This window comes from Mastigocoleus testarum BC008 (genome assembly GCF_001456025.1).
Taxonomy (GTDB): Bacteria; Cyanobacteriota; Cyanobacteriia; order Cyanobacteriales; family Nostocaceae; genus Mastigocoleus; species Mastigocoleus testarum.
The window spans coordinates 227,378-254,256 of sequence record NZ_LMTZ01000096.1; the positions used below are offsets into that span (position 1 = coordinate 227,378).

Annotated in this window: 18 protein-coding genes and 1 tRNA gene; 12 read left to right on the forward strand and 7 right to left on the reverse strand. The window is 39.7% G+C overall.

Translation table 11 applies throughout. From position 1 onward, the window contains the following. Positions 1-487 precede the first annotated feature (487 nt). The 3 genes from BC008_RS21055 to BC008_RS21065 form a co-directional block, all read right to left on the reverse strand. Positions 488-569: transfer RNA gene (locus BC008_RS21055), tRNA-Leu, on the reverse strand. Between the two features lie 104 nt (positions 570-673). Beyond that, positions 674-1,861: an alanine racemase gene (gene alr, locus BC008_RS21060; protein WP_027841517.1), complete on the reverse strand. Its 1,188-nt coding sequence runs from the start codon at positions 1,859-1,861 to the stop codon at positions 674-676. A gap of 254 nt (positions 1,862-2,115) precedes the next feature. Further along, positions 2,116-2,625, reverse strand: coding sequence for a hypothetical protein (locus BC008_RS21065; protein WP_058183810.1), 510 nt, complete (start codon positions 2,623-2,625; stop codon positions 2,116-2,118). A gap of 722 nt (positions 2,626-3,347) precedes the next feature. Between BC008_RS21065 and BC008_RS21075 the strand changes: the two genes are divergently transcribed. The 9 genes from BC008_RS21075 to BC008_RS21115 all read left to right on the forward strand — a co-directional run bounded on the left by BC008_RS21075 (position 3,348) and on the right by BC008_RS21115 (position 12,234). After that, positions 3,348-3,845 carry an HNH endonuclease gene (locus BC008_RS21075; protein ID WP_027841518.1) on the forward strand — a complete coding sequence of 166 codons (498 nt, stop codon included), beginning with the start codon at positions 3,348-3,350 and terminating at the stop codon, positions 3,843-3,845. 399 nt (positions 3,846-4,244) lie between these two features. Further along, entirely contained in the window at positions 4,245-5,633 is a 1,389-nt protein-coding gene (locus tag BC008_RS21080; RefSeq protein ID WP_407657070.1) for a DHH family phosphoesterase, read from the forward strand. Between the two features lie 311 nt (positions 5,634-5,944). Next, positions 5,945-6,439: a phosphohistidine phosphatase SixA gene (gene sixA / locus BC008_RS21085; RefSeq protein WP_027841520.1), complete on the forward strand. Its 495-nt coding sequence runs from the start codon at positions 5,945-5,947 to the stop codon at positions 6,437-6,439. Positions 6,440-6,589: 150 nt separating this feature from the next. Next, positions 6,590-7,744 carry a citrate synthase gene (locus tag BC008_RS21090; protein ID WP_027841521.1) on the forward strand — a complete coding sequence of 385 codons (1,155 nt, stop codon included), beginning with the start codon at positions 6,590-6,592 and terminating at the stop codon, positions 7,742-7,744. A gap of 469 nt (positions 7,745-8,213) precedes the next feature. Next, positions 8,214-9,332: an NADH-quinone oxidoreductase subunit NuoH gene (nuoH, locus tag BC008_RS21095; protein ID WP_027841522.1), complete on the forward strand. Its 1,119-nt coding sequence runs from the start codon at positions 8,214-8,216 to the stop codon at positions 9,330-9,332. A 27-nt stretch (positions 9,333-9,359) separates the two neighbouring features. Further along, complete coding sequence (gene ndhI, locus BC008_RS21100) at positions 9,360-9,941, forward strand: NAD(P)H-quinone oxidoreductase subunit I (protein WP_027841523.1); 582 nt, start codon at positions 9,360-9,362, stop codon at positions 9,939-9,941. Positions 9,942-10,295: 354 nt separating this feature from the next. Next, complete coding sequence (locus BC008_RS21105) at positions 10,296-10,901, forward strand: NADH-quinone oxidoreductase subunit J (protein WP_027841524.1); 606 nt, start codon at positions 10,296-10,298, stop codon at positions 10,899-10,901. Positions 10,902-10,998: 97 nt separating this feature from the next. Continuing rightward, the gene (gene nuoK / locus BC008_RS21110; RefSeq protein ID WP_027841525.1) at positions 10,999-11,304 is read left to right on the forward strand and encodes an NADH-quinone oxidoreductase subunit NuoK; all 306 of its coding nucleotides are present in this window, start codon (positions 10,999-11,001) and stop codon (positions 11,302-11,304) included. 6 nt (positions 11,305-11,310) lie between these two features. Then, positions 11,311-12,234 (forward strand): NAD(+) kinase, encoded by a 924-nt coding sequence (locus BC008_RS21115; RefSeq protein ID WP_027841526.1) that lies wholly within the window; start codon positions 11,311-11,313, stop codon positions 12,232-12,234. 299 nt (positions 12,235-12,533) lie between these two features. Here the strand turns inward: BC008_RS21115 and BC008_RS21120 are convergent, their stop codons facing one another. After that, on the reverse strand, positions 12,534-13,631 hold the full coding sequence (locus tag BC008_RS21120) for a trypsin-like peptidase domain-containing protein (RefSeq protein ID WP_027844693.1): 1,098 nt from the start codon (positions 13,629-13,631) through the stop codon (positions 12,534-12,536). Positions 13,632-14,157: 526 nt separating this feature from the next. Further along, positions 14,158-15,198 (reverse strand): DMT family transporter, encoded by a 1,041-nt coding sequence (locus tag BC008_RS21125; RefSeq protein WP_036266544.1) that lies wholly within the window; start codon positions 15,196-15,198, stop codon positions 14,158-14,160. A gap of 984 nt (positions 15,199-16,182) precedes the next feature. Here BC008_RS21125 and BC008_RS21130 point away from each other — a divergent pair. Beyond that, positions 16,183-18,588: a glycoside hydrolase family 65 protein gene (locus tag BC008_RS21130; RefSeq protein ID WP_235595903.1), complete on the forward strand. Its 2,406-nt coding sequence runs from the start codon at positions 16,183-16,185 to the stop codon at positions 18,586-18,588. Positions 18,589-18,785: 197 nt separating this feature from the next. On the opposite strand, the gene BC008_RS21135 is transcribed toward BC008_RS21130, so the two are convergent. Further along, complete coding sequence (locus BC008_RS21135; RefSeq protein ID WP_027844694.1) at positions 18,786-21,479, reverse strand: NACHT domain-containing protein; 2,694 nt, start codon at positions 21,477-21,479, stop codon at positions 18,786-18,788. A 191-nt stretch (positions 21,480-21,670) separates the two neighbouring features. Between BC008_RS21135 and BC008_RS21140 the strand changes: the two genes are divergently transcribed. Beyond that, positions 21,671-21,919 (forward strand): hypothetical protein, encoded by a 249-nt coding sequence (locus BC008_RS21140; RefSeq protein WP_153009633.1) that lies wholly within the window; start codon positions 21,671-21,673, stop codon positions 21,917-21,919. Between the two features lie 311 nt (positions 21,920-22,230). After that, complete coding sequence (locus tag BC008_RS21145; RefSeq protein WP_058183813.1) at positions 22,231-23,316, forward strand: serine/threonine-protein kinase; 1,086 nt, start codon at positions 22,231-22,233, stop codon at positions 23,314-23,316. A gap of 103 nt (positions 23,317-23,419) precedes the next feature. Here the strand turns inward: BC008_RS21145 and BC008_RS21150 are convergent, their stop codons facing one another. After that, positions 23,420-26,806, reverse strand: a complete 3,387-nt coding sequence (locus BC008_RS21150; protein ID WP_058183814.1) for an efflux RND transporter permease subunit — start codon at positions 26,804-26,806, stop codon at positions 23,420-23,422. Positions 26,807-26,879 lie beyond the last annotated feature (73 nt).

Genomic DNA, 26,879 nt, shown 5'->3' on the forward strand with positions numbered 1-26,879 from the left:
GGGTTAGCGTTAGAAGCACCTACGATATTAGCGACAGCGTGACTTTAGTCATACAGCTTTGCCGCGTTCTAAGCGTAACAGATTAGGTAGGGCAGCTAGAGGCTAGAGGCTATAACTATAGTTCACTACCTATCGCTGCGTTACCTACGGATCCGGAGACGTTACCTATCGCTGCGCTACGTTCCAAACGAATCCGCCGACGCCGAAGGCTCTAGTTATTGCGTAACGCGCCATTCCAAAATTCAGAATAGCAGGTTGTTAAATTATTGTTCCTAAAGATTATTTTTAGGGGTCAAGTAAAAACCACTAAGTAACTAGTTACGCTTATTAAGCGAATCTTAAGAGAATTACTTGCTACTATAAATGTTTTACAAGCCTGCAATACTGTGTGCTTGCAACATACAAAAAATACTAGATAATCTTTAGGTTACAGATTTCTAGTAAAAAAATATTATTAAATTTGAAGTTGTTCACTATCGAACATAAATGCGGATGAAAGGACTTGAACCTTCACGCCTTGCGGCACTAGAACCTAAATCTAGCGCGTCTGCCAATTCCGCCACATCCGCATAAGTTTGTGTCTAGAGCATGATAACACTAAACTGATAAAAAAGTGCATATTTTTCATTTTTAATTGAAAGTTTTTTTATTGCAAACTTTTTCCAGGGTTCAATCACATTACAGCAACCCTTGGTAAACGATGCTTAAAGCCACAAACAATTTCCCAAGAGATAGTGTTCAGTTGATTCGCCCATTCATCAGCAGAAATTTTTTCTTTCCCCTGTTGTCCTAGTAAGGTGACAATTTCTCCTTCTTGTATGTGGGGAACATCAGTAATATCAAGAATTAACTGATCCATGGTAATTGCACCAATTTGCTCCACGCGTTTACCACGTACTAATACTTGCATTTTGTTGCTTAGATTGCGCGGAACGCCATCTGCATAACCAATACCAACTACTGCTATGCGCAATTCTCTTGGCGCAATGAACTGATAACCGTAACTAACTCCAGTTCCTTCAGAAATGGTTTTAACTTGTGTCACCCTAGCTTTTACTTGTAAAACCGGTCGCAGGTCGATTTTCTCCCGTAAATAAGTAGCAGGATAAAGCCCATAGATTGCTATACCCACGCGAACCATATCATAGTGCAAATTTTGATCGCGCAGGGTACCAGCTGAATTAGCTAAGTGCAAGTAGGATGGTTCTATTCCTATTTCTTTTATTTGAGCGATCGCTCTTTCGTATCTCTGATGTTGTAGGTGCATGACTGTAGGATCTGCACTATCTGCAGTCGCCAAATGGGAATAAACACTAGCAATTTCTAAATGGGGTAAACTTTGTACTAGCTGAACAAAATTTCCTGCTAACTCGCAGTTGGTTCCTAACCGAGACATTCCCGTATCTAACTTAATATGTACGGGGATAGAGGAAGAATAATCTATCGAACCCAGGGTTTCTGAAAATACTAAAGCCTGTTTTGGGGAACAAATTGTTGGCTGAAGTTTCCAATGGGCGATCGCGTGAATTTGTTCGAGAGTGTGGGTCGCTCCCAAAATTAGAATTGGTGCATTAATTCCTGCTTCCCGTAATTCAATACCTTCAGGGACAGTTGCTACTCCCAACCAATTAGCTCCAGACTTTAATGCTGTTTGAGCAACTGTAACTGCTCCATGTCCGTAAGCATCGGCTTTAACTACCGCCATTAGGTCGGTATGTTCGGAAATTAATTGGCGTAATTGTTGTACGTTATGAGACAGTGCTTCTAAATCGATTTCTACCCAAGCGCGTTGAGAAAACCAGGCATAAGTGTCGCAATTTTGATGAGAACCAACGTCATTACCTTGTTCGCGACTTAACATTTATTTGTACTCCTATCACACCAGTGCTTTGTACTAGTAAGTTTATAGTTATATTCACGCTCTTCTGATGTATTCAGGTCAATCTTTAACCTTTTATTTGCTAACCCTTAAACAAAAAGTATTTTTTTCTGCTTTGTAACTTAAAAAACTGATTTTTACTTTTTAGAGATTAAATCTTAGCAAAGTATAGCAGGAAGTAAAGTAGACATATCCGATAGGTCTAGTAAGTAACCATTCATGACAATTTAAGCTTGTCACGGATTGCAGGATTCTCCCCATCGAAGAGGTCTTGGATAGAATGGGGGTGCAAAACCAGATGGACAATTGAACTGTTGTACTTTCCCGTTGGACATTAAACCAAAATCTTCGATCCAATCAGTTCCAAAGGTGCCAAAACTAACTAAACTGACGGAATTACAATTATTGATAACTGGTTTAGCAATAGAAGCCATTAATACAGAAGAATTCATTATTGGTTTTACTCCTGCTCCTTGCAGGTAAAATGATTGTCTGTGAGGACGACCTTGGGGATAGTAATCGTAAGGAACTCTATCTGTTGGGGATTGGACAACCTTAAGTGAAGGGTTTTTCTCCAATCGATTTGTCGCAGTAGTGATTGCTGCACGACACTTTTTTGTTAGATTAAACCTTTTATTTTTCAATTGAGCAGTCGTTGTGTTAGCTTCAGAGGGCATTATTGAAAGACTTAGGGAAGCTAAGCTCAATAAACTTACAGCAGTAATTGCGAATAATTTGTTTGTCATCGTTTTATCTTTGATTTATTAATTAAATTTGTTAGTTAATAAATTAATAAATCTAAGTTAGTTAGGTAAACTACAAGAAATGGTGTTTTCATTACGTTTTTGTGGATACTAATCTGCTAATTTGTGTATGTGAAACAGCATAAAAGTGCATCCACAGTGCTTGGCCTGCAGCTAGGGTTTCGTAAAAATTACTCAAATCTGCCCAGATTCTCAGTAGTTCAAAACATGCGTTCATTCTTAAATTGTTACGAATGAGTAAGTAACAAGTGCTTGAAAAATTAGATTTGACTGCAAAGGGGTTACTTAAAAGAACAAGAGAAAGCTTTCCCACTACTAATCGTAGTGTTACCAACTGCGCTTTTCTTGTTCTCGAACTGGATATTTTCATTAGCAGAGATTTTCGAGGGCTTAAAATCTCAAAGTTCAAAATCCTAGAATCTTAAAATCTTGCAAGTCTACAATTAATAAATTTAGTAATTTTTCAAGCTAATAAAATATTGGCAAATAAGTCAAGTAATATACATAAACCAACGAAACACATAAAAATATATTTATATTTCTAACTCTCTAAAGCTAATCCATAGCCATTTATCTTAATAAACGATCAAAATACTATAGAGATTAAATTTTTACTAAATCAAATAAGTATAATTTATTCTCATACCCACAGAAGATAGCATTTGTGTTAATATATGTAAAACTAATACCTTGAGCTGTAATCAATGGGTAAGGTTTTAGTATTAAACGCTTCCTACGAGCCACTCAATATCACGAGTTGGCGTCGCGCTGCAGTATTAATAATTAAGGGTAAGGCAGAGCGAGTCGAACACAACGGCAAGACACTTTACTCTGATTTTCTACTTCCGACTGTTATCCGCCTGCGATATTACGTAAGGGTTCCTTACAAGGAAATTCCTCTTACCAGACGTAACATATTGCATCGAGACAGTTATACCTGCCAGTACTGTGGTTATACGGGGGATGAACTCACCCTCGATCATGTTATTCCGCGTTCTCGAAAAGGAGGAGAAACCTGGGAAAACATGGTTACTGCTTGCGTGCGCTGCAATGTCAAAAAGGGTAACCGTACTCCAAAGGAGGCTAGTATGCCCCTGAGGAATTCACCACGTCGCCCTTACAGCAGCCTATATTTTGAGGTTAGTAAACACCTAAAAAGCGGCATGCATGCTGAGTGGCAGAAATACGTTATTGGTTTGTGAGGTTTTTAACAAGTGAACTTCTTAGATACTACTTGAGCCTAATTTCCAGTAAGTAATAAGCAAATAGTTGTGTTGGTCTATTTGTGAAACCAGCTTACCAGGAATCTATTAATTTGTTTACAGCACAAGTGACAAACATATTCGCCTGCCAAAAAATAAAGCTGTTTCCAGCGACTCGATAAATATAGCACATAACGTTTTCGTTCGATGAAAAAAAGTTAGATTTTCCGTAAAAGGAAAATTGGTTGTGTTGACTTATTGAATGGTTGTTGTAAGAAATACCAAAAAATTCCTAGAAAATCTTTTTAGAGGGGGCTGTCAAATCACGTCATCCGCCGAAGCTTAATTTTAGCTTTACAACTGTTTTAATGGCTAAATTTGTGAGTTACAGGTAAAGCAGTGCAATGTTGGTTTGATTATTTGCGACATAATTACTTATTAGGTAATGCAATTCAGTGTAATTTAACCAACGTTAAGAATTTAAATTTGTTCCCTATGCTACCCAAATCTTCTGCAAGTCAGCCTGAAAATCTGCAAACAACCAAAGATAAAGCTTTGGAAGATGTGCAGTTAAAAAAAATAGCAGATCGAGGTAGGAAATCCCAGCCAAAAAAAGAAATAAAATCAGGCGAATCAGAAACTCCCACACACTTTTCTCGTGGGAGTTCTATCGCTGAGCAAAAAATAGAAGAATTAAAGAAAATACTTGGTGCTCACAAGCGCGAACATCATTTAATTGTTTTACAGGATTTTCCCGACCCTGACGCTCTCTCTTCTGCTTGGGCATATAAATTAATTGCCGAACAGTATGATATTAAGTGTGAAATCATATATGCCGGTGCGCTAAGTCATCAAGAAAATATCGCTTTAGTTAAGCTAACAAGTTTACCGTCCCAAAGATGGTCCTTACAAACCATTAAAGGTAAAGATCTGTCGCTGTACCAGGGTTTTGTTTTACTTGATAATCAAGGTACAACATCACAATTGGTACCAGTGTTGGAAAAAGCAGGAATGCCCCTTTTATCCGTCATTGACCACCATAATTTGCAGGGAGATTTGAAGTCAGAGTTTAGTGATATCAGACCCTACGTACGTTCTACCGCAACTATTTTTACCCAGTATTTGCAATTAGGTCTACTTGACTTAGATAGTAGTATTAGTCAGCATGTCAAATGTGCCACAGCATTAATGCATGGTTTGCACTCGGACACAAATCGTCTGATGGAAGCCAAAGAAGAAGATTTTATGGCAGCGGCATATTTAAGTAAATTTTACGATGCCCAACTCTTGAATGCAGTATTACAAGCTACTCGTTCGAAACGAGTCATGGATGTCATTGAGCGGGCGTTGAAAAACCGCATGGTTCAAAATAACTTTTCGATTGCTGGAGTGGGATACCTTCGCTATGACGACCGAGATGCTATTCCCCAAGCGGCAGATTTTTTAGTGACAGAAGAAAATGTTCATACAGCGGTGGTTTATGGTTTAGTTCACGATGAAGACGATGAATTGGAGGTAGTAATCGGCTCATTAAGAACAAATAAATTGACTTTGGACCCCGATGAATTTATTAAGCAAGCCTTTGGAAAAGATAGTACTGGGCGCTTTTTTGGCGGCGGACGTAGTAGTGCTGGTGGTTTTGAAATTCCAATGGGTTTTCTATCTGGAGGGAATGAAAACGGTACTTACGCGAAGATGAAATGGGAAGTTTTTGATTTTCAAATTAAGCAAAAGCTTTTACGATTGGTTAATCCTAGGGATAATCCAATTTCATCAGAGGAATTTTGATTTTTAGGGAACGGGGAACAGCGCGACTACCCCGCAACAACGTAAGTTGCAATCCGGCGTAGCCACCCCGCAGGGTGGGAATGTTGTTCATCGTGGGTGCGTGTAAGCGAGACAGGGAACGGAGAACAGGGAAAGAAGAATAGGAAGCTAGGGATAATAAAGAATAATTACGCCAAACAGTACTTTTTCTGTAATGGTCAGTTTGTTCGCAGCACTAGCAATTGGGATAGTACATAACTTTCCCAATTTGTATCAATAGAATTTAAAATAAATTGGAAAATAAATCATAAAATTAAGAAAAATAAGAAGAAGTGGAATTATATTTAATTCGTCATGGAATAGCGGAAGAAAGACGACCAGAAATTACCGATGCTAAACGGGCGCTGACTAAAGAAGGAAGACAAAAAACCGCAAAAATTGCTCTACGTTTAAAAAAACTAAATTTAAATTTTGATTTAATTCTTACGAGTCCTTTAGTGAGGGCATACCAAACTGCAGAAGTACTTGTGGAGAATGGAGTCGGCTCCCACTGCGAAGAATGCCAATATCTTTCACCTGAGGGTAATTTATTTGATTGGGTGACCCAATGGTTTATGGAAAAAGATCGTGCTGTTATGGGTCAACTTGCACTGGTAGGACACGAACCTTGCTTGGGGGAATGGGCTGAAATTCTTGTGTGGGGTGAAAGCAAAGCAAGTTTAATAGTTAAAAAAGCGGGTATCATTGGGATAAAGATACCAGATCTAGGTTCTCCCATCGGTCGTTCCCAAATGTTTTGGCTAACTCCTCCCAAGTATTTGCTTTAATAGCTTTTCCAAGATTTTTATACAATCTTGGTAATCAGTGACAATTAAATGCTAAAAGCATATCGGAAATGCAATCGTAGCGACTAATGGAGAACATTTGTCTGGTAATTTAATCTTCTTCAAATTTTTCACAAAGTGAATGGTATTGCCATGATGGTGTGCGAATATAGGCCTGGATTGGAAGGCATTCCCGCCGCCCAATCCGCAATCAGTAACGTTGATGGGCAAAAGGGAATATTAGAGTATCGTGGCATCCCCATTGAGGAACTTGCCTCAAAAAGTACGTTTCTAGAGACAGCATATCTTCTCATTTGGGGTAAACTTCCAACTTCGGAAGAACTAACAGTATTTGAGCATGAGGTTCGTCAAAACCGACCAATCAAGTACCGGATTCGGGACATGATGAAATGTTTCCCCGAAAGTGGTCACCCAATGGATGCTCTCCAAGCTTCAGCTGCAGCATTGGGTCTATTTTATTCACGACGCGACTTAGATAACCCAGCATATATCAGAGATGCAGTTGTTCGGCTCCTAGCGAATATTCCAACAATGGTGGCAACATTTCAGTTGATGCGGTGCGGGGATGATGCAGTACGTCCCCACAGTGAGCTAGATTATGCTGCTAATTTCTTGTACATGCTCAACGAAGAAATTCCGGATCCTTTAGCTGCGAGAATTTTTGATGTCTGCTTGATACTTCATGCAGAACATACAATGAATGCTTCGACTTTCAGTGCTAGGGTAACGGCTTCGACCCTAACAGACCCCTATGCTGTTGTAGCTAGTGCTGTAGGAACTTTGGGTGGTCCTTTACATGGAGGAGCTAACGAAGAAGTAATTCAAATGCTCGAAGACATTGGTTCGGTAGAAAATGTCCGTCCTTACATTGAGGACCGTTTACAACGTAAAGCCAAAATAATGGGTTTTGGACATCGCGTTTACAAAGTTAAAGACCCCCGTGCCACAATTTTGCAAAAGTTGGCAGAACAACTATTTGCTAAATTTGGACATGATAAGTATTACGACATTGCCCAAGAGATAGAAACTTTTGTTGGCCAGAAACTCGGTCACAAAGGAGTTTATCCCAATGTTGACTTTTACTCGGGGCTGGTGTATAGAAAGTTGGGAATTCCCACAGATTTCTTTACGCCAATCTTTGCGATCGCCAGAGTCGCTGGGTGGCTAGCACATTGGAAAGAACAACTAGGAGAAAACCGGATTTTTCGTCCGACTCAAGTTTATAACGGCAAGCAAAATGTACCATATATACCAATAGAGCAGCGTCGAGCTGCTTTAGATTGTTAAAGATTGGTACTGGCCATAGGTCTTAGGGCATAGGGTATGGGGTAGTTTTTGCGGTCCTATCTGTATTGGGATGAAGGACACTGGCAATTCAAGGGTTAGAGTTAGGAAGTGGCAATAATGCCATAAGCTTAGTTATCTAACTCGAGAAAATCTAGCTCGCTCGAGTTTAGCCATAGTTCAAACCACAAAATTCTCCATTACCCCATGCCCATTGCCCTGTGCCCATCAACCATTGCTATCATCCAAGAGCATAGTTAGCTTATGGTAATTCATACTATAAGCAAAAATGCTTCTGTTGATATGAGTTGGAAAAAGATCCAAGTATATACTAAGCATGGGAGGCGGGTACAAATTCAGATATTTAGTAAAATATCATCTTGGCAACAAGATATTTGCTGGGGCGTTTACAGGTATTAATACAACTAGTAGTTGTAAATGACTGCGATCGGATGAAATAAATAAAGGAAACATGAATCCAGGAATCGATCTCCAAGGAACTTTTATAGAATCCCTCAAGGATTTAGGACTACCCGCAGGAACAGCCAAAGCAGTTTGGATGCCACTGCCAATGATACTAATGATTATTGGTGCAACAGTGGGAGTACTAACCTGTGTTTGGTTGGAGCGGAAAATTTCTGCTGCCGCCCAGCAAAGAATTGGTCCGGAATACATTGGTCCATTAGGCTTACTTGCTCCCGTAGCCGATGGCTTAAAGCTTGTTTTCAAAGAAGATATAGTACCGGCGAAGTCTGACCCATTATTATTTACACTGGGTCCGATTATCGTTGTACTACCTGTATTTTTGTCATATTTAATCGTGCCGTTTGGACAAAATCTGGTAATTACAGATATAGGCACTGGAGTGTTTTTGTGGATTGCATTATCAAGCATTCAACCAATTGGCCTGTTAATGGCTGGCTACGCTTCAAACAATAAATACTCTTTGTTGGGAGGATTGCGAGCTGCTGCGCAGTCGATTAGCTACGAAATTCCCTTAGCATTAGCGGTGCTTGCGGTTGTGATGATGTCCAATAGCTTGAGTACCATTGACATCGTCAATCAACAATCAGGTTACGGCATATTGGGTTGGAATGTATGGCGACAACCTGTAGGTTTTATTATCTTTTGGATTGCCGCTCTTGCTGAATGTGAGCGGATGCCTTTTGACTTACCGGAAGCAGAGGAAGAAATCGTTGCAGGTTATCAAACCGAGTATTCAGGGATGAAATTTGCTCTGTTTTACTTGAGTTCCTACGTCAACCTCGTACTTTCTGCATTATTAGTATCAATTTTATACTTGGGTGGTTGGGATTTCCCAATTCCCATTAATCTTGTAGCTGGCTGGTTAGGTGTCAGCGAAACAAATCCTCTTCTGCAGGTGATTACCGCTTCATTGGGTATCACCATGACAGTACTCAAAGCTTATTTTCTAGTATTTATAGCAATTTTATTGCGGTGGACAGTACCCCGCGTTCGGATCGATCAATTGCTAGATTTAGGATGGAAGTTTTTGCTACCAATTGGTTTGGTTAATTTGCTCATCACAGCAGCTCTAAAATTAGCCTTTCCTGTAGCTTTTGGCGGTTAAAGGGAAAGTTAAGGAGAGAGAGACACTATGCTGAAGTTCCTCAAACAAGTAGTTGATTACGGTAAAGAAGCGGTACAAGCCGGACGTTATATCGGTGAGGGTTTATCTGTAACCTTCGACCATATGAGTCGTCGTCCTGTAACCGTTCAATACCCTTACGAGAAATTGATTCCTAGCGAACGGTTTCGGGGTAGAATTCACTTTGAATTTGACAAGTGTATTGCATGCGAAGTCTGCGTCCGCGTTTGTCCAATTAACCTACCGGTAGTAGATTGGACATTTGACAAAGCAAGTAAAAAGAAAGAACTAAAGCACTACAGTATTGATTTTGGTGTTTGTATCTTCTGTGGTAACTGCGTGGAATACTGTCCGACTAATTGTTTGTCAATGACAGAAGAATACGAAATGGCGACCTACGATCGTCACGAACTAAACTACGACAACGTAGCGCTTGGTCGTTTACCTTATAAAGTCACTGATGACCCAATGGTCACACCGTTACGCCAATTAGCTTACTTACCTAAGGGTGTAATGGATCCACACAACCTTCCTGCTGATGTACAACGTGCTGGCGATCGCCCAGAAGACCTTGTAGAACAGGAAAAATAAACTAGTTAGTGGTCAGTCTTAGTAGGAGCGATCTGTTAGATAGTTAGATCGTATTTGCAGGTCGTATGAACTGACCATTAACTACAAATCAAAAGCAAAGCAAATCAAAAGTAAAACAAGTCAAAAACAAGACAAGTCAAAAACAAAAAATTTATTTTTGCTGTGCTTACGCACCACTCCGTTAACGCCCTGGGGGCGCTGTCTGTTTTTGACTTATGTCCTGCGGACACGCTATAGCTATAGCTGCGCTAGCTACGGATCCGGAGCCGCTACCTTACGGATCCGCTAATGACTTTTGACTTTTGACTTTCTTGTATAGTCTGACAACTGACAAATAAGTAAAGGACGTAAAAAGTGAACCTCGCCCAAGGAGTACAACTTGTTTCATTTGGCATCTTGGCTGCAATGATGATTGGTGCAGCACTCGGTGTAGTGTTGTTTGAAAATATCGTTTATTCAGCCTTTATGCTTGGAGGTGTATTTATTAGCATTGCAGGAATGTACCTGCTGCTAAATGCCGATTTCGTTGCTGCGGCTCAGCTACTAATTTATGTTGGTGCTGTTAACGTCCTGATTTTGTTTGCAATCATGTTGGTAAACAAACGGGAAGATTTTGTTGCGCTTCCTGGTGCTTGGATACGAAAGGTACTAACTGGATTGGTGAGCTTGGGATTATTTGCCTTACTAGGTGTGATGATTTTAGCTACACCTTGGGTCACATCAACATCCATAACATCGGTAGGTAATACTGCAATTGTAATTGGCGAACATTTCTTCAGCGATTATTTATTACCTTTTGAACTTGCTTCTGTATTACTGTTGATTGCCATGGTAGGTGCAATTATCTTGGCACGTCGCGAGTACTTACCAGAACAATTACCTTCTGAAACTCAACAAACAGTTCTAACCTTACCAGAACGCTCTAGAGAATTATTCTCTGCTAGTGGCGAAAATGAGTAATATTAGTTAAACATTGTTAGCCTTATTTTGTGCTAATAATTGCTGGACAAATAACTAATCAATAAACTGACAGAGAAATCCAACAACATCAAAATTCATGCAACTTGAGTATTTCTTATTACTTGCAGCAGCGTTATTTTGCATCGGAATTTACGGTTTAATTACCAGCCGTAATGCCGTACGAGTCCTGATGTCTATCGAGTTGCTGTTAAATGCGGTCAATCTCAACTTAATGGCATTTTCCAATTTCATGGATTCTGATGCGATTAAAGGTCAGGTATTTACAGTATTTGTGATTACCGTAGCAGCTGCAGAAGCAGCAGTTGGTTTGGCGATTGTACTTGCAATTTATCGCAACCGCGATACTGTTGATATGGAGCAGTTTAATCTCCTTAAGTGGTAATTTTAGGTGGACCTAAAGCAGGTAATTATTGCCTACAAGGCACGGGATTCCCAAGCTAAACGCTGGGCAGAAAAGTGTGCCTCCCAATTGGAAGAACGCCACTGTCAAGTCATGATTGGACCGAGTGGACCAAAAGATAATCCCTATCCGGTATTTTTGGCATCAGCAACCCAATCAATAGACTTGGCGGTGGTGCTTGGTGGTGATGGTACGGTTTTAACTGGAGCCAGACATTTAGCTCCGGCTGGTATTCCTATTTTGGCCGTAAACGTGGGAGGTCATTTGGGATTTTTAACTGAATCCGTTGAGGAATTTCAGAACACAGAAGAAGTTTGGGATAGATTATCGGATGACCGCTATGCTATACAACGGCGAATGATGTTGTATTCTGCAGTCTATGAAGGACAAGGTAATCATTTGGAACCAGTAACGGAGCGTTATTTGGCTTTGAATGAAATTTGTATTAAACCTGCATCTGCCGACCGAATGATTACATCGGTTTTGGAAATGGAAATCGATGGGGAAGTAGTTGACCAGTATCAAGGAGATGGACTGATAATTTCTACTCCTACTGGTTCAACTGGTTATACGGTTTCTGCTAACGGTCCAATTATGCACGATGGTATGGAAGCGCTGACCATCACGCCTATTTGTCCCATGAGTCTTTCCAGTCGCCCAATTGTGTTACCTCCTGGCTCTGTTGTTAGTATTTGGCCATTAGGTGATTACGATTTAAGTACTAAGTTGTGGACAGATAGCGTACTGGCGACTTCGATTTGGCCGGGACATCGAGTAGATGTACGTATGGCAGATTGTCGGGCTAAGTTTATTATTTTACGTGAAAACTATTCGTATTATAAGACTCTGCGTGAAAAGCTGCTTTGGGCAGGTACAAGAGTTCGCTACAACAGCAAGAATCATGTGAATTAGGGGTTGGGGATTGGATAATAGGTAATGGGTAATGGGTAGGTGTTAGCGGAAGCTCGGCGTATGACTGGCGTCACGCTTCCGCTAAGAGCCATAAGCACTGCGTACCGCCTTGCGGCATAGAGCCTGCGGCGTAGGGAGATCCGTTCGGAACGTAGTGCAGCGATAGGTATTGTGTGGCGTTAGCCATATAGGTATTAGGGATTGGGAAGAAAAAAATTACCAATTACCAATTACCAATTACCAATTACCAATTACCAATTACCCATTACCCAATCGCCAGTCGCTAGTCCCCAGTCGCCTTACGAAACCGGAAACTGACCGGGTGTAATATTAATATTCAAGTTGCGACCATTGCGGTTCACTTCTAAACCGACATTACCGCCAACGGAAGTTTTTTCTACCTGCTGTTGTAGCTGATCGGCGGTTGTAACTCTTCTACCATCAATTTGCTGAATTACATCGCCTGTTCTCAAACCAGCTCTTGCTGCGGGAGAATTACTGGCGACGTCCAAAATTAAAACTCCTTCATTGGCTGCAACCCGTAGGTTAACCTCTTGGGTCAAATCTTCTACGACGCTTGGTGTAAGTGTAGCCATACTAATTCCCAGATAGGGATGTTGAACTTGTTCCCCAGCAATTAACTGATTGGCGATGGTACGCGCTCTATTAATGGGAATTGCAAATCCTAATCCCTGGGCGCGTCCAATAATTGCTGTGTTAATACCTATTACTTCGCCTCTTTGATTTAATAATGGTCCGCCGGAATTTCCTGGATTAATTGCTGCATCGGTTTGAATGAAGCGGAGACGTTTGTCAGGAGTACCAACTAAACCACTAGAACGTCCTGTCCCACTGATGATTCCTGCTGTTACGGAGTTGTCTAAACCGAGGGGATTACCAATCGCGATCGCCCATTCCCCTGGTTTCAAACTATCAGAATTTCCTAACTTTACGCTTGGTAGATTATTAGCGGAAATTTTGACTACAGCCAGATCTGTTAGTTTATCTCTACCTAAAACTTGTCCGTTAAAACTACGACCATCACTCAGAGTTACTCTAACTCTACTAGTGCCATCAACAACATGGGCATTGGTTAGTAATGTACCGTTTGAATCAATGATAAAACCGGAACCAACACCGCGCTGACCTCTGCGACCGCTTCGTCTTCCAAGCCTTGTTCCACCAGAATCAATTCTTACAACTGCTGGACCAGTTTTCTCGACTGCTGTTGCAATAAAGTTAGAGGGAATTCCCTGTGCTGTAGGTAACTGAGCAACGGACTGCTGTGGTTGGGCGATTGTAGGTAAAAGTTGAGTTACTGGTAAACTAAAAGCTGCTCCAGCAACAAATACAGATGCAAGAGTGAGTGTTTGTGGTAAGGAGAATTTGGGAGCCATGGGTTTTTATTTCAGTTATCAGTTATCAGTTATCAGTTATCAGTTATCAGTTGTATGCTCTTGTTTATTCACCGTTAGTTGCTATGTATCAAGATTTTTTGTGTTACTTTTGGATGACTAAGTGTAAGTTAAAATACTTTTATGTGTGAATTATTTACAAAAATGACTTAATTTGAAAAGATTTAGCAGAATTCAATAATTTGCCCAAATTTAGGAATTTGCATTTAGAATTGTTTAGGACTTATTACTTTTAGTTTTACAAGCAAATATGACACAAAAGTGTCAGCGCTATGGGCAAGTCAGAAGTTAAATGACATAAATTACTCTTCAAATAACTGCTGCCTATGATGTGATTATAGGTATTCAAGCTTAGCAGTACATGAGAATCGACTGAGTTTTCTATAAACTTTTTACCCAATTGTGAAGGTTACCAGGGGATTGTGAAGATTACTAGGGGATGTTAGCAGGGGATAATTAAGATGGATATATATCCCAAAGATGTACTTTGATAAAAATGAATGTGTCTCTAAGAAGTTTTTTGGTTGTATGTTGGTAATTTTTGGATATTTTTATTAACGGTTACAGCGTTCAAACTTTGAGACAAATTGCCAAAATAACTCAATATAATTCCAAATAAAATAATCGTACCGCCAATTAATTGAGCTGATGTAGGTACTTCTCTCAAAATAATATAAGCTGCAAAAATTGCTGCAATTGGATTAAATGCTCCTGCGATCGCAATCATGGAACTGCTAGATTTCTTTAATCCTTTAAACCAAAATGTTTGACCAAATCCAACAATTATTGCGCCATAAATTAACATCCATTGCCACAAAATAGGGGAAAAGATAGATTCGCTAAAATGATTTGTACCTCGAATCGATAAAACAGCAAATAAAAAAATTAGAGTTGATAGTGTGGTACGAAAAATCATGTAAACCCCGATGGGGATCCGGGTTAAGCGAGTTTTACTGATAATACTAGAAACTGCTAGGGCTAAGGCTGCAATTGCAGCAAAAATTTCACCAATTCCCACGGTGCTAAATACTTCCGGGCTGGTCAAATCTTCCCAGATACTTTGCAGGAATACTGTGATAATTACTCCAGAAAAAGATACGATCGCACCAGCAATTTTCCAAGCATTTATTTTTTCCCTGAGCAACCATACGGATAAAGCTAGAAAGATTGGCGGTTCAATTCTTCCAATTAGAATGACATTGGTTACCATGGTGTGAGAAAGTGCTTGAAATGTTGCACCGGGGGCTAAAAGTCCTGAGAGAAATGCTGCTGTGATAATGCTTAAATAGTCGAAAAGAGAAAGCTGTCTAATAGAATTAAAATTTAGTTGTCGGCGATAGATGATAGTTAAAACTATTAAACCGAAGATGTTTCCTACAAATAAAACGTTGGTAAATGAAATCGGATTCTGACCATCGATGGGATTTTGAGAACCAATTTCTGTCAGCTTTCGGATGATGGGGTTTGCAGAGGCTAAAATAAATACTGCTAAGAAAAGGTATATTTTCCCCGGAATATTTTCACTGCTATAAGGTATTTTATATATCATTGACGCTTCCCTGATTTATTGATTTTCGTGGTTGTGTAGAGACGCAGCATTGCTACGTCTCAAAGCGTGCGATTTTGGTAGCAATAGTTTTTAACTGAACTATTAGTTTTTATCTGATAAAAAATTATTGAAATTAGACATGCGAAATAGACCTCTTTGTAACGGAGGTAGGGAATTATTCTAATAAACTGATAACTTAGAGCAAGTTCGTTCAGTCCAAAATATCGCCTTGAAATTAATTTCCAGCCTAATAGCCTAAGTATGTTAAAACGCACTAAAAGTCTTACCCAGTCTGATTTATCAGACTTTTCTATAAGCCTGGGCATTTATTCCAAGGTGGTCAATTCGACCAGTCGAGAATTATGCAAATTGTTAGCTAAACAAACTATTATTTGGAATAGAAAAATTTAGATTTATTAACACAGCAATATTGCGTCCTTAGGGAACGAAATTCGGAATTATTAACAACCGCTTATTTTTATATTGACAGGTAAATGTGACACAAAAATGTCACATTATTACAAATAAAATATACAACTCGTTAGGGCGCACGTTGGTGCGCCCCTACAGGTGATGAATCATTATGTGAGTTATTTTATTTTTGGAAATTTGTGGTGCTTGATGATGCTGCGCAATGTTGTCTGTCGCTAACAACAATCCATTATATTGTCGCGAATAGCGCCCTAGGACATTTTTCAGAATTGATTTTCTAATTGGGGCTTGCTGAATAAAATTAGAAACTATAGGACTCCCGTTTGATTATTATTAGCAAAGTTTGCCCTCTGGGCATAAAAAATTGGGTGTCGTAGGGTGCGTTAAACGGAAGTCGTAACGCACGAAAAGCTATAAGGATGCTGCGTAAATACACCAAATCATACACGCGATCGTAAAGCTATCAGTCCCAAAAGACAGTCACAGACAGAATTTCCGAGAGACGGCTGTGAGAATAAATCATATCAGCCACCTAACGGAGTTTTGAAGATTATGTTTCTGAGACAGCAAAAGCGTTTGAGTCTTCCCAAAAATGTATATCCTGTGGATCCTTGGCGAATTGTAGAGAAACAATACTATCGTTCTTTGACGCCTCGGATGGAAACTATATTTTCCATTGGTAACGGTTACCTGGGGATGCGTGGGGTAAGTGATGAAGGGAAACCCGCATTCGAAAATGGTACTTTTATCAATGGTTTTTATGAAAAATGGCCGATCGTCTACGGGGAAGAAGCTTATGGTTTTGCTAGAACCGGACAAACAATTGTTAATGTCACGGATACTAAAACTATCAGATTGTATGTGGATGATGAATGCTTCGATCTAGATATAGCTAATTTGCTGTGTTTCGAGCGCATGTTGGACATGAGAACCGGCACCCTGCAACGAGAACTGTTGTGGGAAACTGCATTAGGGAAGCAAGTCTTGGTTAGATCTACGAGGATTGTATCATACGACTACAAACATTTAGCGGCAATTGCTTATGAAGTAACGGTTCTGAATGCTGACGCTTCTGTAGTCATTTCTTCCGAAATGCGCAATGAACCTTATAAGCAAGTAAATGAAAGCGATCCTCGAAAAGCAAACGGGTTAAGGGGTCAAGTTTTAGTACCACAAATTCACCGCGATCGCTTCGCCCATCTCTCACAGGGATATCGCCGTCGAATTGTTCTGAGTCATACAACCCGCAATAGTAAAATTAACCTCGCTTGTGGAGTAGAACATAAAATTGAAGTTGGTTCTCCTTATGAGTGTAAGACTGAGTGCGAAGGCAATTTTGCTAGGTTTGTCGTTACTGTAAATGCGCAAGCAGGAGTAGCAATTAAACTTACAAAGTACATCAGCTACCACACGAGTAATAGCGATATTCTGGAAAATTTATGCTCTCGAGTGGAAAGCACTTTAGACAAAGCCGTATCTCTAGGCTGGTCTGGTATTTTATCCAGTCAAAAGCAATACCTAGATGATTTTTGGCGTGGGAGCGATATTCAAATTGAAGCTAATTTTGATTCCTTAGAAGCTTATTATCAGACAGCAGAATTACAGCAAGTAATTCGTTTTAATTTGTTTCAAATTCTTCAAGCATCTGCAAGAGCAGAAGAAACTGGTATTCCTGCGAAGGGTCTGAGCGGTCAAGCTTATGAAGGACATTACTTTTGGGATACTGAGATCTATCTACTGCCATTTTTTATTTATACCGCACCCCATTCGGCAAAAAACCTCCTCAAGTTTCGCTATCGAATGCTCGATGCTGCAAGAAAACGGGCGCAAGAACTCAACCTCAAAGGAGCGTTATTTCCCTGGAGAACCATTAATGGGGAAGAAGCATCAGCGTATTACCCTGCCGGGACAGCGCAGTATCACATTAATGCTGACATCATTTATGCCCTGAAGAAATATGTAGAAGTTACGGGAGATGAAGATTTTCTGTATCGAGAAGGGGCTGAGATGTTGGTGGAAACCGCCAGAATGTGGGTTTCCCTAGGATCTTTTCAAGGTGAAGACCGCTTTGAAATTCATAATGTCACCGGACCGGATGAATATACTGCTGTGGTTAACAATAATGTTTACACTAATATGATGGCGCGGCTAAATTTGCAGTATGCAGTTCGCATCATCGAATTACTGTCTGAGAATTATCCCGATTATTTAGCATTTTTGCGAGACAAGACAAAGTTGAGTATGTCTGAAGTTAAAGAGTGGAAACGAGCAGCAGATCGAATGTACATTCCTTTTGAGGAAGAAATGGGTATTCACTCGCAAGATGACAGCTTCCTCAGCAAGAAATTCTGGGATTTTGACAACACTCCCGCTGATAAATATCCTTTGCTGTTACATTTTCACCCTTTAGAAATTTATCGCCATCAAGTGATTAAACAAGCAGACTTGGTGTTAGCGATGTTTTTGTTAGGTTCGGAGTTTTCCTTGCAAAGCAAGAAACACAATTTTGATTACTACGATCCTTTGACCACGGGTGATTCTTCTTTATCGGCTGCGGTTCAAGGTATCATGGCTTTTGAGTTGGGATATCTAGAAAAAGCTTGGCAGTACTTTGACAGTGGCGTATTTATCGACCTTCACGATGTTGCTGGTAACACCAAAGATGGTTGTCACATGGCTGGGATGGGCGGTTCTTGGATGTTAATGGTTTATGGTATCGCCGGGATGAGAGATGAAGATGGTATTTTATCTTTCGACCCCAAGTTACCTCACGACATTCAAAGTTTGCGTTTTGCTCTCAAAATTGGCGATGGCATTTTGCGGGTTGATATTAAGAAAAATTCCACCACTTATTTACTAGAGCAGGGTTCGGAATTAGTTCTTTATCACCAGAAACAAGGAGTTAATTTAACTGCAGATATTCCTTTGATGGTCGTTAATTCAAATGTTCGTGCTTAATAGGCGTCGGTTATTTTGAGTGCAGATCGGTTTTTTTGGACGCAAGTTAAGTTGATTTGGACACAGGTTGAGTTTGTTCGGGCGCACCGATGTGCGCCCCTACAGGTTATAAATTATGGTATTAATTATTTTTAAATTATTTTTTTGGAAATTCGTTATGCTTTATGGTGGTGCGTTACGCTGTCGCTAACGGCAGCCTACAATTCTAATTCAAAATTTTTATCGAATTGATTTTTTACTTGCTCGAAGGGTAAAAACAAGGTTGATTCAATTTCTTCTCTGACATCACGGGTGACATAGCCATTTTCTAAGCAGTCTAATAGTAGCTTATTGGCATCAAGGTACTGTTCCAAACTTTTCTCTTGCTCTTGAGTGAACTCCCAGTCATGTCCAATATCACGATACTTAATCATTACATTTCTCAAGTGATTTGACCAAGATTCACCATTTTCGAGCCACCACTGCTTAATCATTTCTGGTTCGCTATCTTCCTTGGGCAGTTGCATTTTCAAGTTTTGTAACTCCTGCTTCATTTCTGGAGCAATATAAAGATTCAGGTCTAAGCTGAGGTATAAGCTAAGGTCGAGAATGATATCACAATCGAGGTCTAAGGTGAGGTTGAAGTATTCGCTAAGATTGATGATGAGGTTTAAGAACAGGTCGAGAATGATTTCGAGGCTGAGATTAAGGCTGAGGTATTGGCTGAAGTTGAACTTGAGATCTCGGCTGAGGTCTTGGTTGAGGTCTAAACTTAGGTCTAGGATGAAGTTGAGTTTGAGGTCTCGACTGAAGTATCGACTGAGATTTTGGATAAGGTCTCGGTTGGATTCTAGACTAAGATCTGCACTGAGGTATCGGTTGAGGATAATGTAAAAAAAGATTGGGATTGTAGCTTTTTTGTAGCTTGTTTCCAAAGAGTTAGCTTTGCTATTGGCCCAGGTGAGAAATTTCTGTAGCTTCTTGTCTTTTGCTAGCAGTCTATCTACTTGCTGTTTCATCAGTGTTAACAGTTCATCTACATTGGATAGCATCCCCGCTGTGAGTAAAAAAACTTCCCGCCAGCGTGTTTCTGTAATATGCTTCACCAAATCTGCTAGTTTTTGCTCACTAACAATTTTTTCGGCGGTAAAGTATTCCTGAAAAGTCAAATGAGAAAACGAGTAGATACTTTTTGCACGTTCTACCAGCAGTCCGTGGTGAGCTTCGATGGATTTTAAAACTGCTTCACTATCAAGATGCAACTTTTCAGTATCAGCGGGTGTATCTGGTAAGTTACTGATGTAATTAGCGATGTGATTTTCTACAATTTCTCGCTTGAAAAAATAATGCTTTTCCCTAAAAGTACTAAAAGCAACCTGACTGAGCAAATCTTCCTTGCGTTTTACAGAAAGTTGTTTGTAGACTTGTTGTCGTTTAATTCCGCGTTTATCATCCCATTTTCGCAGTAGAGTTTGAGTTGCTCGTTTGTACAGTTCAGCACGGTCAGCAGGAAAACTTCTCGCATCTTCAAATTCTAGACAAAGAAGAGTTAACAGCAAAGGATTGGTTGCTAATTCTCTGATTTGAGGATTATCTTTCAACTGCTGAATGAAATCATCAGCGTACTGATCCAATTTTTTTATCTGAAACCAAGATTTAGCAAAATTGTTAATTTGCTCGTCTTTAAAATCAGCTACTTCCACCTCAGTAAATTGCTCAAAAGTGTACTCTCTAGAAGCAATACGACAGGTAATGACAAATTGGTGAGGGCTAAATTCTTGGTAAAAATCTTGAATTTCTTTAATGTACTGAGATTTTTTAATGTACCAAGATTGGTTATATTTTTGAGAAAATGATTGGTTATATTTTTGGGAAAATGATTGGTTATATTTTTGGGAAAACTTTTGAATTTTTTTGATGTATTGAGGCTGGCTAAATTCTTGGGAGAAATTTCGAATTTCTTTGATAGTGCGCTCGCTATCTTCTTCTCGAACTTCATCTAAACCATCTAGTAAAATCAATAATCGACCTGCTTTTAATAGCTGCTCTAATTGGGCTTGAGCTTCTGTCAACCCACACTTATCTAACCACTGAGAAATATAATCAAGCAAACTAGGTTTATCTTTTGTTTCTGCAAATTGTTTGAGAGGAATAAATACAGGGACACAATTTTTTATAAATTCTCCTTTACTGCACTCGATTGCTAGGTATTTGAGAAAGGTTGTTTTTCCTGCTCCCGGCTTACCAAGTACCATCAGTTTATTATATTTACGTACCACCTCCAATCCTTCTAATCCCTTCTCTTCTACCCGACTTAAGCCAAAGCGGTCAAAAGTTTCTGAATCATCACCTGCAAGCTTTGTGAAGTCAATTCTTCTACGTCCAGTGATTTTCTCTAGGATATTGAGTTGAGTGTAAATACTTCCTAACTTAATTGGCTGAGTCATATCTAAAACTCGCATGGTACCGCAAGATTCTTCAATATCGCCCTGTACCTGTTGCCGTATACCCTGCACTAGTTCTCGTATATTATGTTTTAGAGTCTTGATTTGTATGTAAATACTGCTTAAGTCAATTTGCAGAATCATATTCGACTCGGGATTTTGGGATCCTTGAATGTAGGGATCTATCTTTTGAAATATATCCTTCGCCAGACTATCAATTCGCGAGCAATTATTTTGTTCTTCCTCTGATGGAGGTTCAAATGTTTCTTCCCTGTTCAGATTGAGTCGCTTGCAAATTTCTTCAAAGACGTAGCGCTCTACAGTTTTACCGTTGAAAAATTTGCTGATAGTTGAGCGACTTATTTCCAAAGTTTCTCCCAGAGCTTTTTGAGTTAGCCCATTACGGAGCAAAGCTTTTTTTGCTGCTTCGATTCCTTTTTTCGATGCTTTGAGTGAACCTCTACCCATGAACTCAACGAATAATTCTCTGAGTATATTTTAACCAGCTCTAACCCAAACCATATACAACTTTCACGCAACTCATACAGTCATACATAAAGTCATAAGTTCACAAAGACATTCGCCGACAAAACTTCAGACATGTGGCTGTCAATATAAATATGTTGAGAAAAATTCAATAAAAATTTAGGATGCAAAATATGATTTCAAATCGTAATAGTCAATACGATCAATATCAATGCCCATTTGTTGCAAACCCTTCTGACCCACATCATTACGCTTGTCCTAAATGTGAAAAGGATTACTATTTTCCCAAACATCGATTTCCTTCTATTCTACTTTTATGGGTATTAATTGTTGCAATTCTGCTGTTAGTGCATAACCCTAATTCAGAAATTGAATCACCCGAAATTAAACCCACTTCCCAAGAGGTAAATTTAAAACGTTAGTTAATGGAGAAATTTCTAAAAAATAAATCACACCATATTTTATCCGTAGGGGCGCACCGACGTGCGCCCTAATTATTTTTTGTCATAAATTATTTTTTGAGTCTAATTATTAGAACTTATATTTTTTGACTCAACAGTCCATAATTTAAGTCCCTAATTTAGGAACTTAACTACTCCAATACCAAGTTACACATAACTCATACATTCATTCATAAAGTCGTAACTCCTTACAGACATGCTCCGACAAGAATTAAGACGTGTAACTGTCAAGATAAAAGTTAGCTTATTCAGGCTTCCGGGGGAGTAAAGCTGTGTGCAACAAAATACTTAATAAACGATACAAAATAGTCAGAAAATTAGGAGAAGGTGGATTTGGAGAAACATTTATCGCCCAAGATACCCACTTACCTAGTAAACCTCAATGCGTTATTAAAAAACTAAAAACTCAATCAACAGACTCATTCACTTTAGAAACAGCTAAACGTTTATTTGATACGGAAGCTAAAGTTTTAGAGAAATTAGGTAAGCACAAGCAAATTCCACAATTATTATCTTACTTTGAAGAAAATCGAGAATTTTATCTTGTCCAAGAATTGATCGTTGGTCACGAACTAAATAAAGAACTGACTGCTGGAGAAAAAAAGAAGGAGCAACAAGTAATTGCTTTATTAATTGAGATTTTAGAAATATTGACCTTTGTTCACGATCAAAAAGTCATTCACCGCGACATTAAACCTAGTAATATTCTCAGGAGAAATAAAGATAGCAAACTAGTTTTAATTGACTTTGGTGCTGTTAAACAAGTAAGTACCCAAAGATTGAATTCCCAAAGATTTAACTCCCAATCAACTGTTATTATACGTACTCTTGGGTACACTGCACCAGAACAAGAAAAAGGTGTTCCCCAATTCAGTAGTGATATTTATGCTGTGGGAATGATTGCGATTCAAGCATTAACTGGACGTCATCCCAAAGAAATAGATGAAGATATCCACGAAATCATTCGCAATGAAGCGCAAGTTAGCCCCCAATTCGCACAATTTTTAGATAATATGGTTTGCTCTGACTGTGCTCGGCGTTTTTATTCTGCTACAGATGCATTAGAAGCTTTGAGAAACTTAGGTCAGCCAACTCAACTCACAGAAACAGCAACATTACCTCCCTCTAAATGCAAGAAAATATCAAATTCTAATAGTTTTGGGAATATTCAACATAAAAGTATATTTATTAAATCACTCACGATCGCATTTGCATGTGCTGGATTTTTCATCACAGTATACATTTCCATGCTCGTGACGATATACATACGTAAATCAAATATCAATCAATATGGCTTAGAACAAGGTAATACATATCATGCTGAATTAAAGATAAATGAATCAAATGATGAAAATTAAGGCTTGTAGTTGCGCTATATCTTGGTGGACAAGCAATACCTAGGGTATACGCTAGCGATGCTAATAGCGCTAAAGCGCAACTACAAACACAAACACATTACCTTCAATTTAATGGAACACTCACTTTACCATTCCCATTACCATTACCGTTATGATTTGCAACAACTAACTCTAAACTTTCTTCATCTTGAGGTTTTGGCGGATTCCCACCAGAGAAATCCCGTAGCAACCCCATCAATGCAGGTACAACAGTTGGGGTCAGAATCGTAGAAAACGCTAAACCACCCGTCAGCACAATTCCCAATCCCTGATAGAGTTCTGCACCTTTCCCAGGAATTACAGCCAAAGGTAACATTCCTAACACACTAGTTCCAGCAGACATAAAGATCGGACGCAGACGGTCTTTTACTGATAGATAAAGGGAAGTATCATAATCTTTGCCTTCTTTTTGTAAATGCAAAGCGTGGTCAACTAACAAAATTGCATTGTTAACAACAATCCCGGTGAGAATAACGAATCCTAAACCGGTAATCATGTCTAGGGGAACCACTACACCAGGAATAGAATTGACAAGGACCAAACTTAAAAGTGCGCCAGTAATTCCCATGGGAACTGTCGCCATAATTAATACTGGGTAGGTAAAGGAACGATATAAGGCGACCAGCAGTAAATAAGTAATTACCAAGGATAGAACAAAGGTTGACCCCAATTGAAATAAGGTTTCCGATAACACATCTGCAGAACCAGCCAGTTCGAGGCGAAAACCTGCTGGTAAAGTTTGGCGCAGGGGGTCGAGAATTTGCTCTTCGGTTTGTTCGATTAACTGACCTAGAGGTGCTTCTCGGGCTAAACGCACAGTGAGAGTTAGCGATCGCTCTAAATCTACGTGGTTAATTGCATCTGGTCCTGTGGCTTCAACGACATCGGCGACGTCTGCAAGTTGCACTTGGCGACCATTACCAATATTTAAAGGTAACTGACGTAGTTGTTCTGGTGTTTCAACGAATGTATCTTGTAACTCAACCGTAACATCTAACTCTCGGCGACCATCGGTAAACTCGGAAGCTCGTAAACCTCCCAATGCAGCTTCGACAATCGCTCCTAAATCTGCTTCCGAAAGTCCGACTTCTGCTAAACGTTCCCGATTAGGAATAACTTGAAGTTCTGGTGCTCCAGTAACAAAATTAGAACGGACGTTTTGCACCCCAGTTAGTCCCCTTAATTGCTGCATTAATTTTTGCTGCAATTGATTTAACTGTTCCAGGTCTTGTCCAATCAGGTTAACTTCAAATTCTTTACCGGGGTCTCGGAAAATGGAAACGCGTCGAGGAACGAGAAAACGATAACCAGGGAAATTACCACTAACTGCACGCATGCGATCGACTAGTTCATCGAGTTTGTTACCCGTTGCTTCCTCTGGTTTGACAAAAGCTGCAATTGCTCTGAGTCCGTTTCGATGGACATAAAGCGATCGCATGACTTCTGGTTGTTCGCTAACAAAATCTCTTGCTCCTTGGGAAAGTTTGATAGCTTCAGGAATGCTGGTTCCGGGGAATGGTTCAGACAACCACAAAATTAGATTACGGTTTCCTTCGGGTAGGTAGTCTGCAGGTGGTAGTAATTGAAAACTTACAAATAAAAGCGCGATCGGAATTGTTAAAACTACCAAGCGTCTACCTTTGCGTTTTTCACCAATGGACCAACCCACAGTTAACAGTAAAAACTTCTCTAACTTGCGTTGGAAGAATAGAAATCCGGCTGAAGTTTTAGTAACAGCTTTTTCAAGTAAATTAGGACTTAGCCATTTCTTATTAATTCTCGGTCGTTTGAGATTGCTATTTCCTTGCGGAAACGCTCCGCTAACCTGCGTCGCAATGACTGTAGTTTGGTTATTCGTAGGTAAGTTCTGTAAGTTTTGAGTGTTAAACTCATTGTTCTGATTTATATTTACCTTCCCATCTTGATTATTCCCCATTCCCTGAAGGATTCGTTCAGCTTCTGCTGGATTGAGAAATAACCCCGACAACATCGGAACTAAGGTTAATGCAGCAAACAGAGAAAACATCACCGAAGTTGAAAGGGCGATACCGATATCAAAAAATAATTGTCCCGCTTCACCTGTAACTAAGATAATCGGAGCAAATACAGCTACAGTTGTTAAAGTCGAAGCTAACATCGCTCCACCAACTTCTTGAGTTCCTTCGATTGCAGCTTTAACTGGAGATTTACCCCGTTGCATATGGGTAAAGACATTTTCCAAGACCACGATCGCATTATCTACGACCATCCCCACAGCAAAGGCTAACCCAGCTAAGCTAATCACATTGAGCGATCGCCCTAACAAGGAAAAGACAATAAAAACTGTAATTAATGTAGTGGGAATCGTAATTGCAATTACTGCAACCGTTCGCAGGGAACCCAAAAATAATACTAATACTAAAGCTGCGAGGACAGCCCCCATCATCAAATTACCTTGGACAAAGGAGATGGATTCATTAATATAGTCATTTTCGTCATAGGGAATATCAAAGGTAATACCTTCTCCTTCCCGGTCAAACCGTGCTTCTAAATCCTTGAGAGCTTGACGAATCCCTTTAGAGATTTCTGGTACATTTGCATTGGGTTGACGAATAATTCCTGTAGCTACCGCAGGTTCATTATTACGAATTAAGGCGCGGTCTTGAATACCCCGACCAATCCGAGCTTGAGCAACATCTCGGAGATAAACCGTTCCCGACTCATCTCGTCTTAAAATAAAATCTTCTAACTGTTTAACATCCGTCGAACGGCTAACTGTACGAACTCGATATTCCCTTCGTCCCAAAACTAAGGGACCACCCCGAATATCTCGGTTATTGCTACGCAGCGCATTGACTACATCACCAATTCTCAAATTGCGATCAGCTAAAGCTTTGGGGTCAACAATCACTTCAACTTCTCTTTCTTTTCCCCCAGAAATCAGAAACTGACCGACCCCTTGAACCTGTCGAAACCTAGGAATGACAACATCATCAACTAGGTCGCGGTAATGATTGTCATCAGGAGTAAAACCTTCCTTGGGAGTCAGAATTACCCACATCATGGGGCTACTGCTACCACTGACAATCTCTACATCCGATTCACCAGCTTCTTCGGGAAGTTGTTCTACCTGTTGGAGTTTATTTAAAACATCCACTAAGCGCTGATTGATATCAATATCCCAGTTAAACTCTAAATTAATAGTGCTGTTACCAGAAGAACTACTACTAGTAACTTCTTGTATTCCCTGGACTTCTTGTAATCTTTCCTCGATGGGACGAGTAATTAATTCTTCAACTTCAGTGGGACTTGCACCAGAATAAGGAGTAGTAATAGTAATTTCCGGACGTTCTCCACCCGGTCGTAACTCTAGGGGTAGGTTTAATAAAGATAGAGTTCCGAATAAAGCCAAAATACAGAATAGAACAAAAGTTCCATGTCGCCAACGGACAGCAGTTTTGATGAAGTTCATCGGTTTTGAGTAAGGAGTAAGGAGTAAGGAGTCAGGAGTCAGAAGTCAGAAGTCAGGAGTAATGGGTAACTGG

Bases quoted from the DNA above. Each gene is read 5' to 3' on its own strand.
- alr (WP_027841517.1), bottom strand. From the start codon at position 1,861: ATGTTAAGTCGCGAACAAGGTAATGACGTTGGTTCTCATCAAAATTGC.
- BC008_RS21065 (WP_058183810.1), bottom strand. From the start codon at position 2,625: ATGACAAACAAATTATTCGCAATTACTGCTGTAAGTTTATTGAGCTTA.
- BC008_RS21075 (WP_027841518.1), top strand. From the start codon at position 3,348: ATGGGTAAGGTTTTAGTATTAAACGCTTCCTACGAGCCACTCAATATC.
- BC008_RS21090 (WP_027841521.1), top strand. From the start codon at position 6,590: ATGATGGTGTGCGAATATAGGCCTGGATTGGAAGGCATTCCCGCCGCC.
- nuoH (WP_027841522.1), top strand. From the start codon at position 8,214: ATGAATCCAGGAATCGATCTCCAAGGAACTTTTATAGAATCCCTCAAG.
- ndhI (WP_027841523.1), top strand. From the start codon at position 9,360: ATGCTGAAGTTCCTCAAACAAGTAGTTGATTACGGTAAAGAAGCGGTA.
- nuoK (WP_027841525.1), top strand. From the start codon at position 10,999: ATGCAACTTGAGTATTTCTTATTACTTGCAGCAGCGTTATTTTGCATC.
- BC008_RS21120 (WP_027844693.1), bottom strand. From the start codon at position 13,631: ATGGCTCCCAAATTCTCCTTACCACAAACACTCACTCTTGCATCTGTA.
- BC008_RS21125 (WP_036266544.1), bottom strand. From the start codon at position 15,198: ATGATATATAAAATACCTTATAGCAGTGAAAATATTCCGGGGAAAATA.
- BC008_RS21130 (WP_235595903.1), top strand. From the start codon at position 16,183: ATGTTTCTGAGACAGCAAAAGCGTTTGAGTCTTCCCAAAAATGTATAT.
- BC008_RS21135 (WP_027844694.1), bottom strand. From the start codon at position 21,479: ATGGGTAGAGGTTCACTCAAAGCATCGAAAAAAGGAATCGAAGCAGCA.
- BC008_RS21140 (WP_153009633.1), top strand. From the start codon at position 21,671: ATGATTTCAAATCGTAATAGTCAATACGATCAATATCAATGCCCATTT.
- BC008_RS21150 (WP_058183814.1), bottom strand. From the start codon at position 26,806: ATGAACTTCATCAAAACTGCTGTCCGTTGGCGACATGGAACTTTTGTT.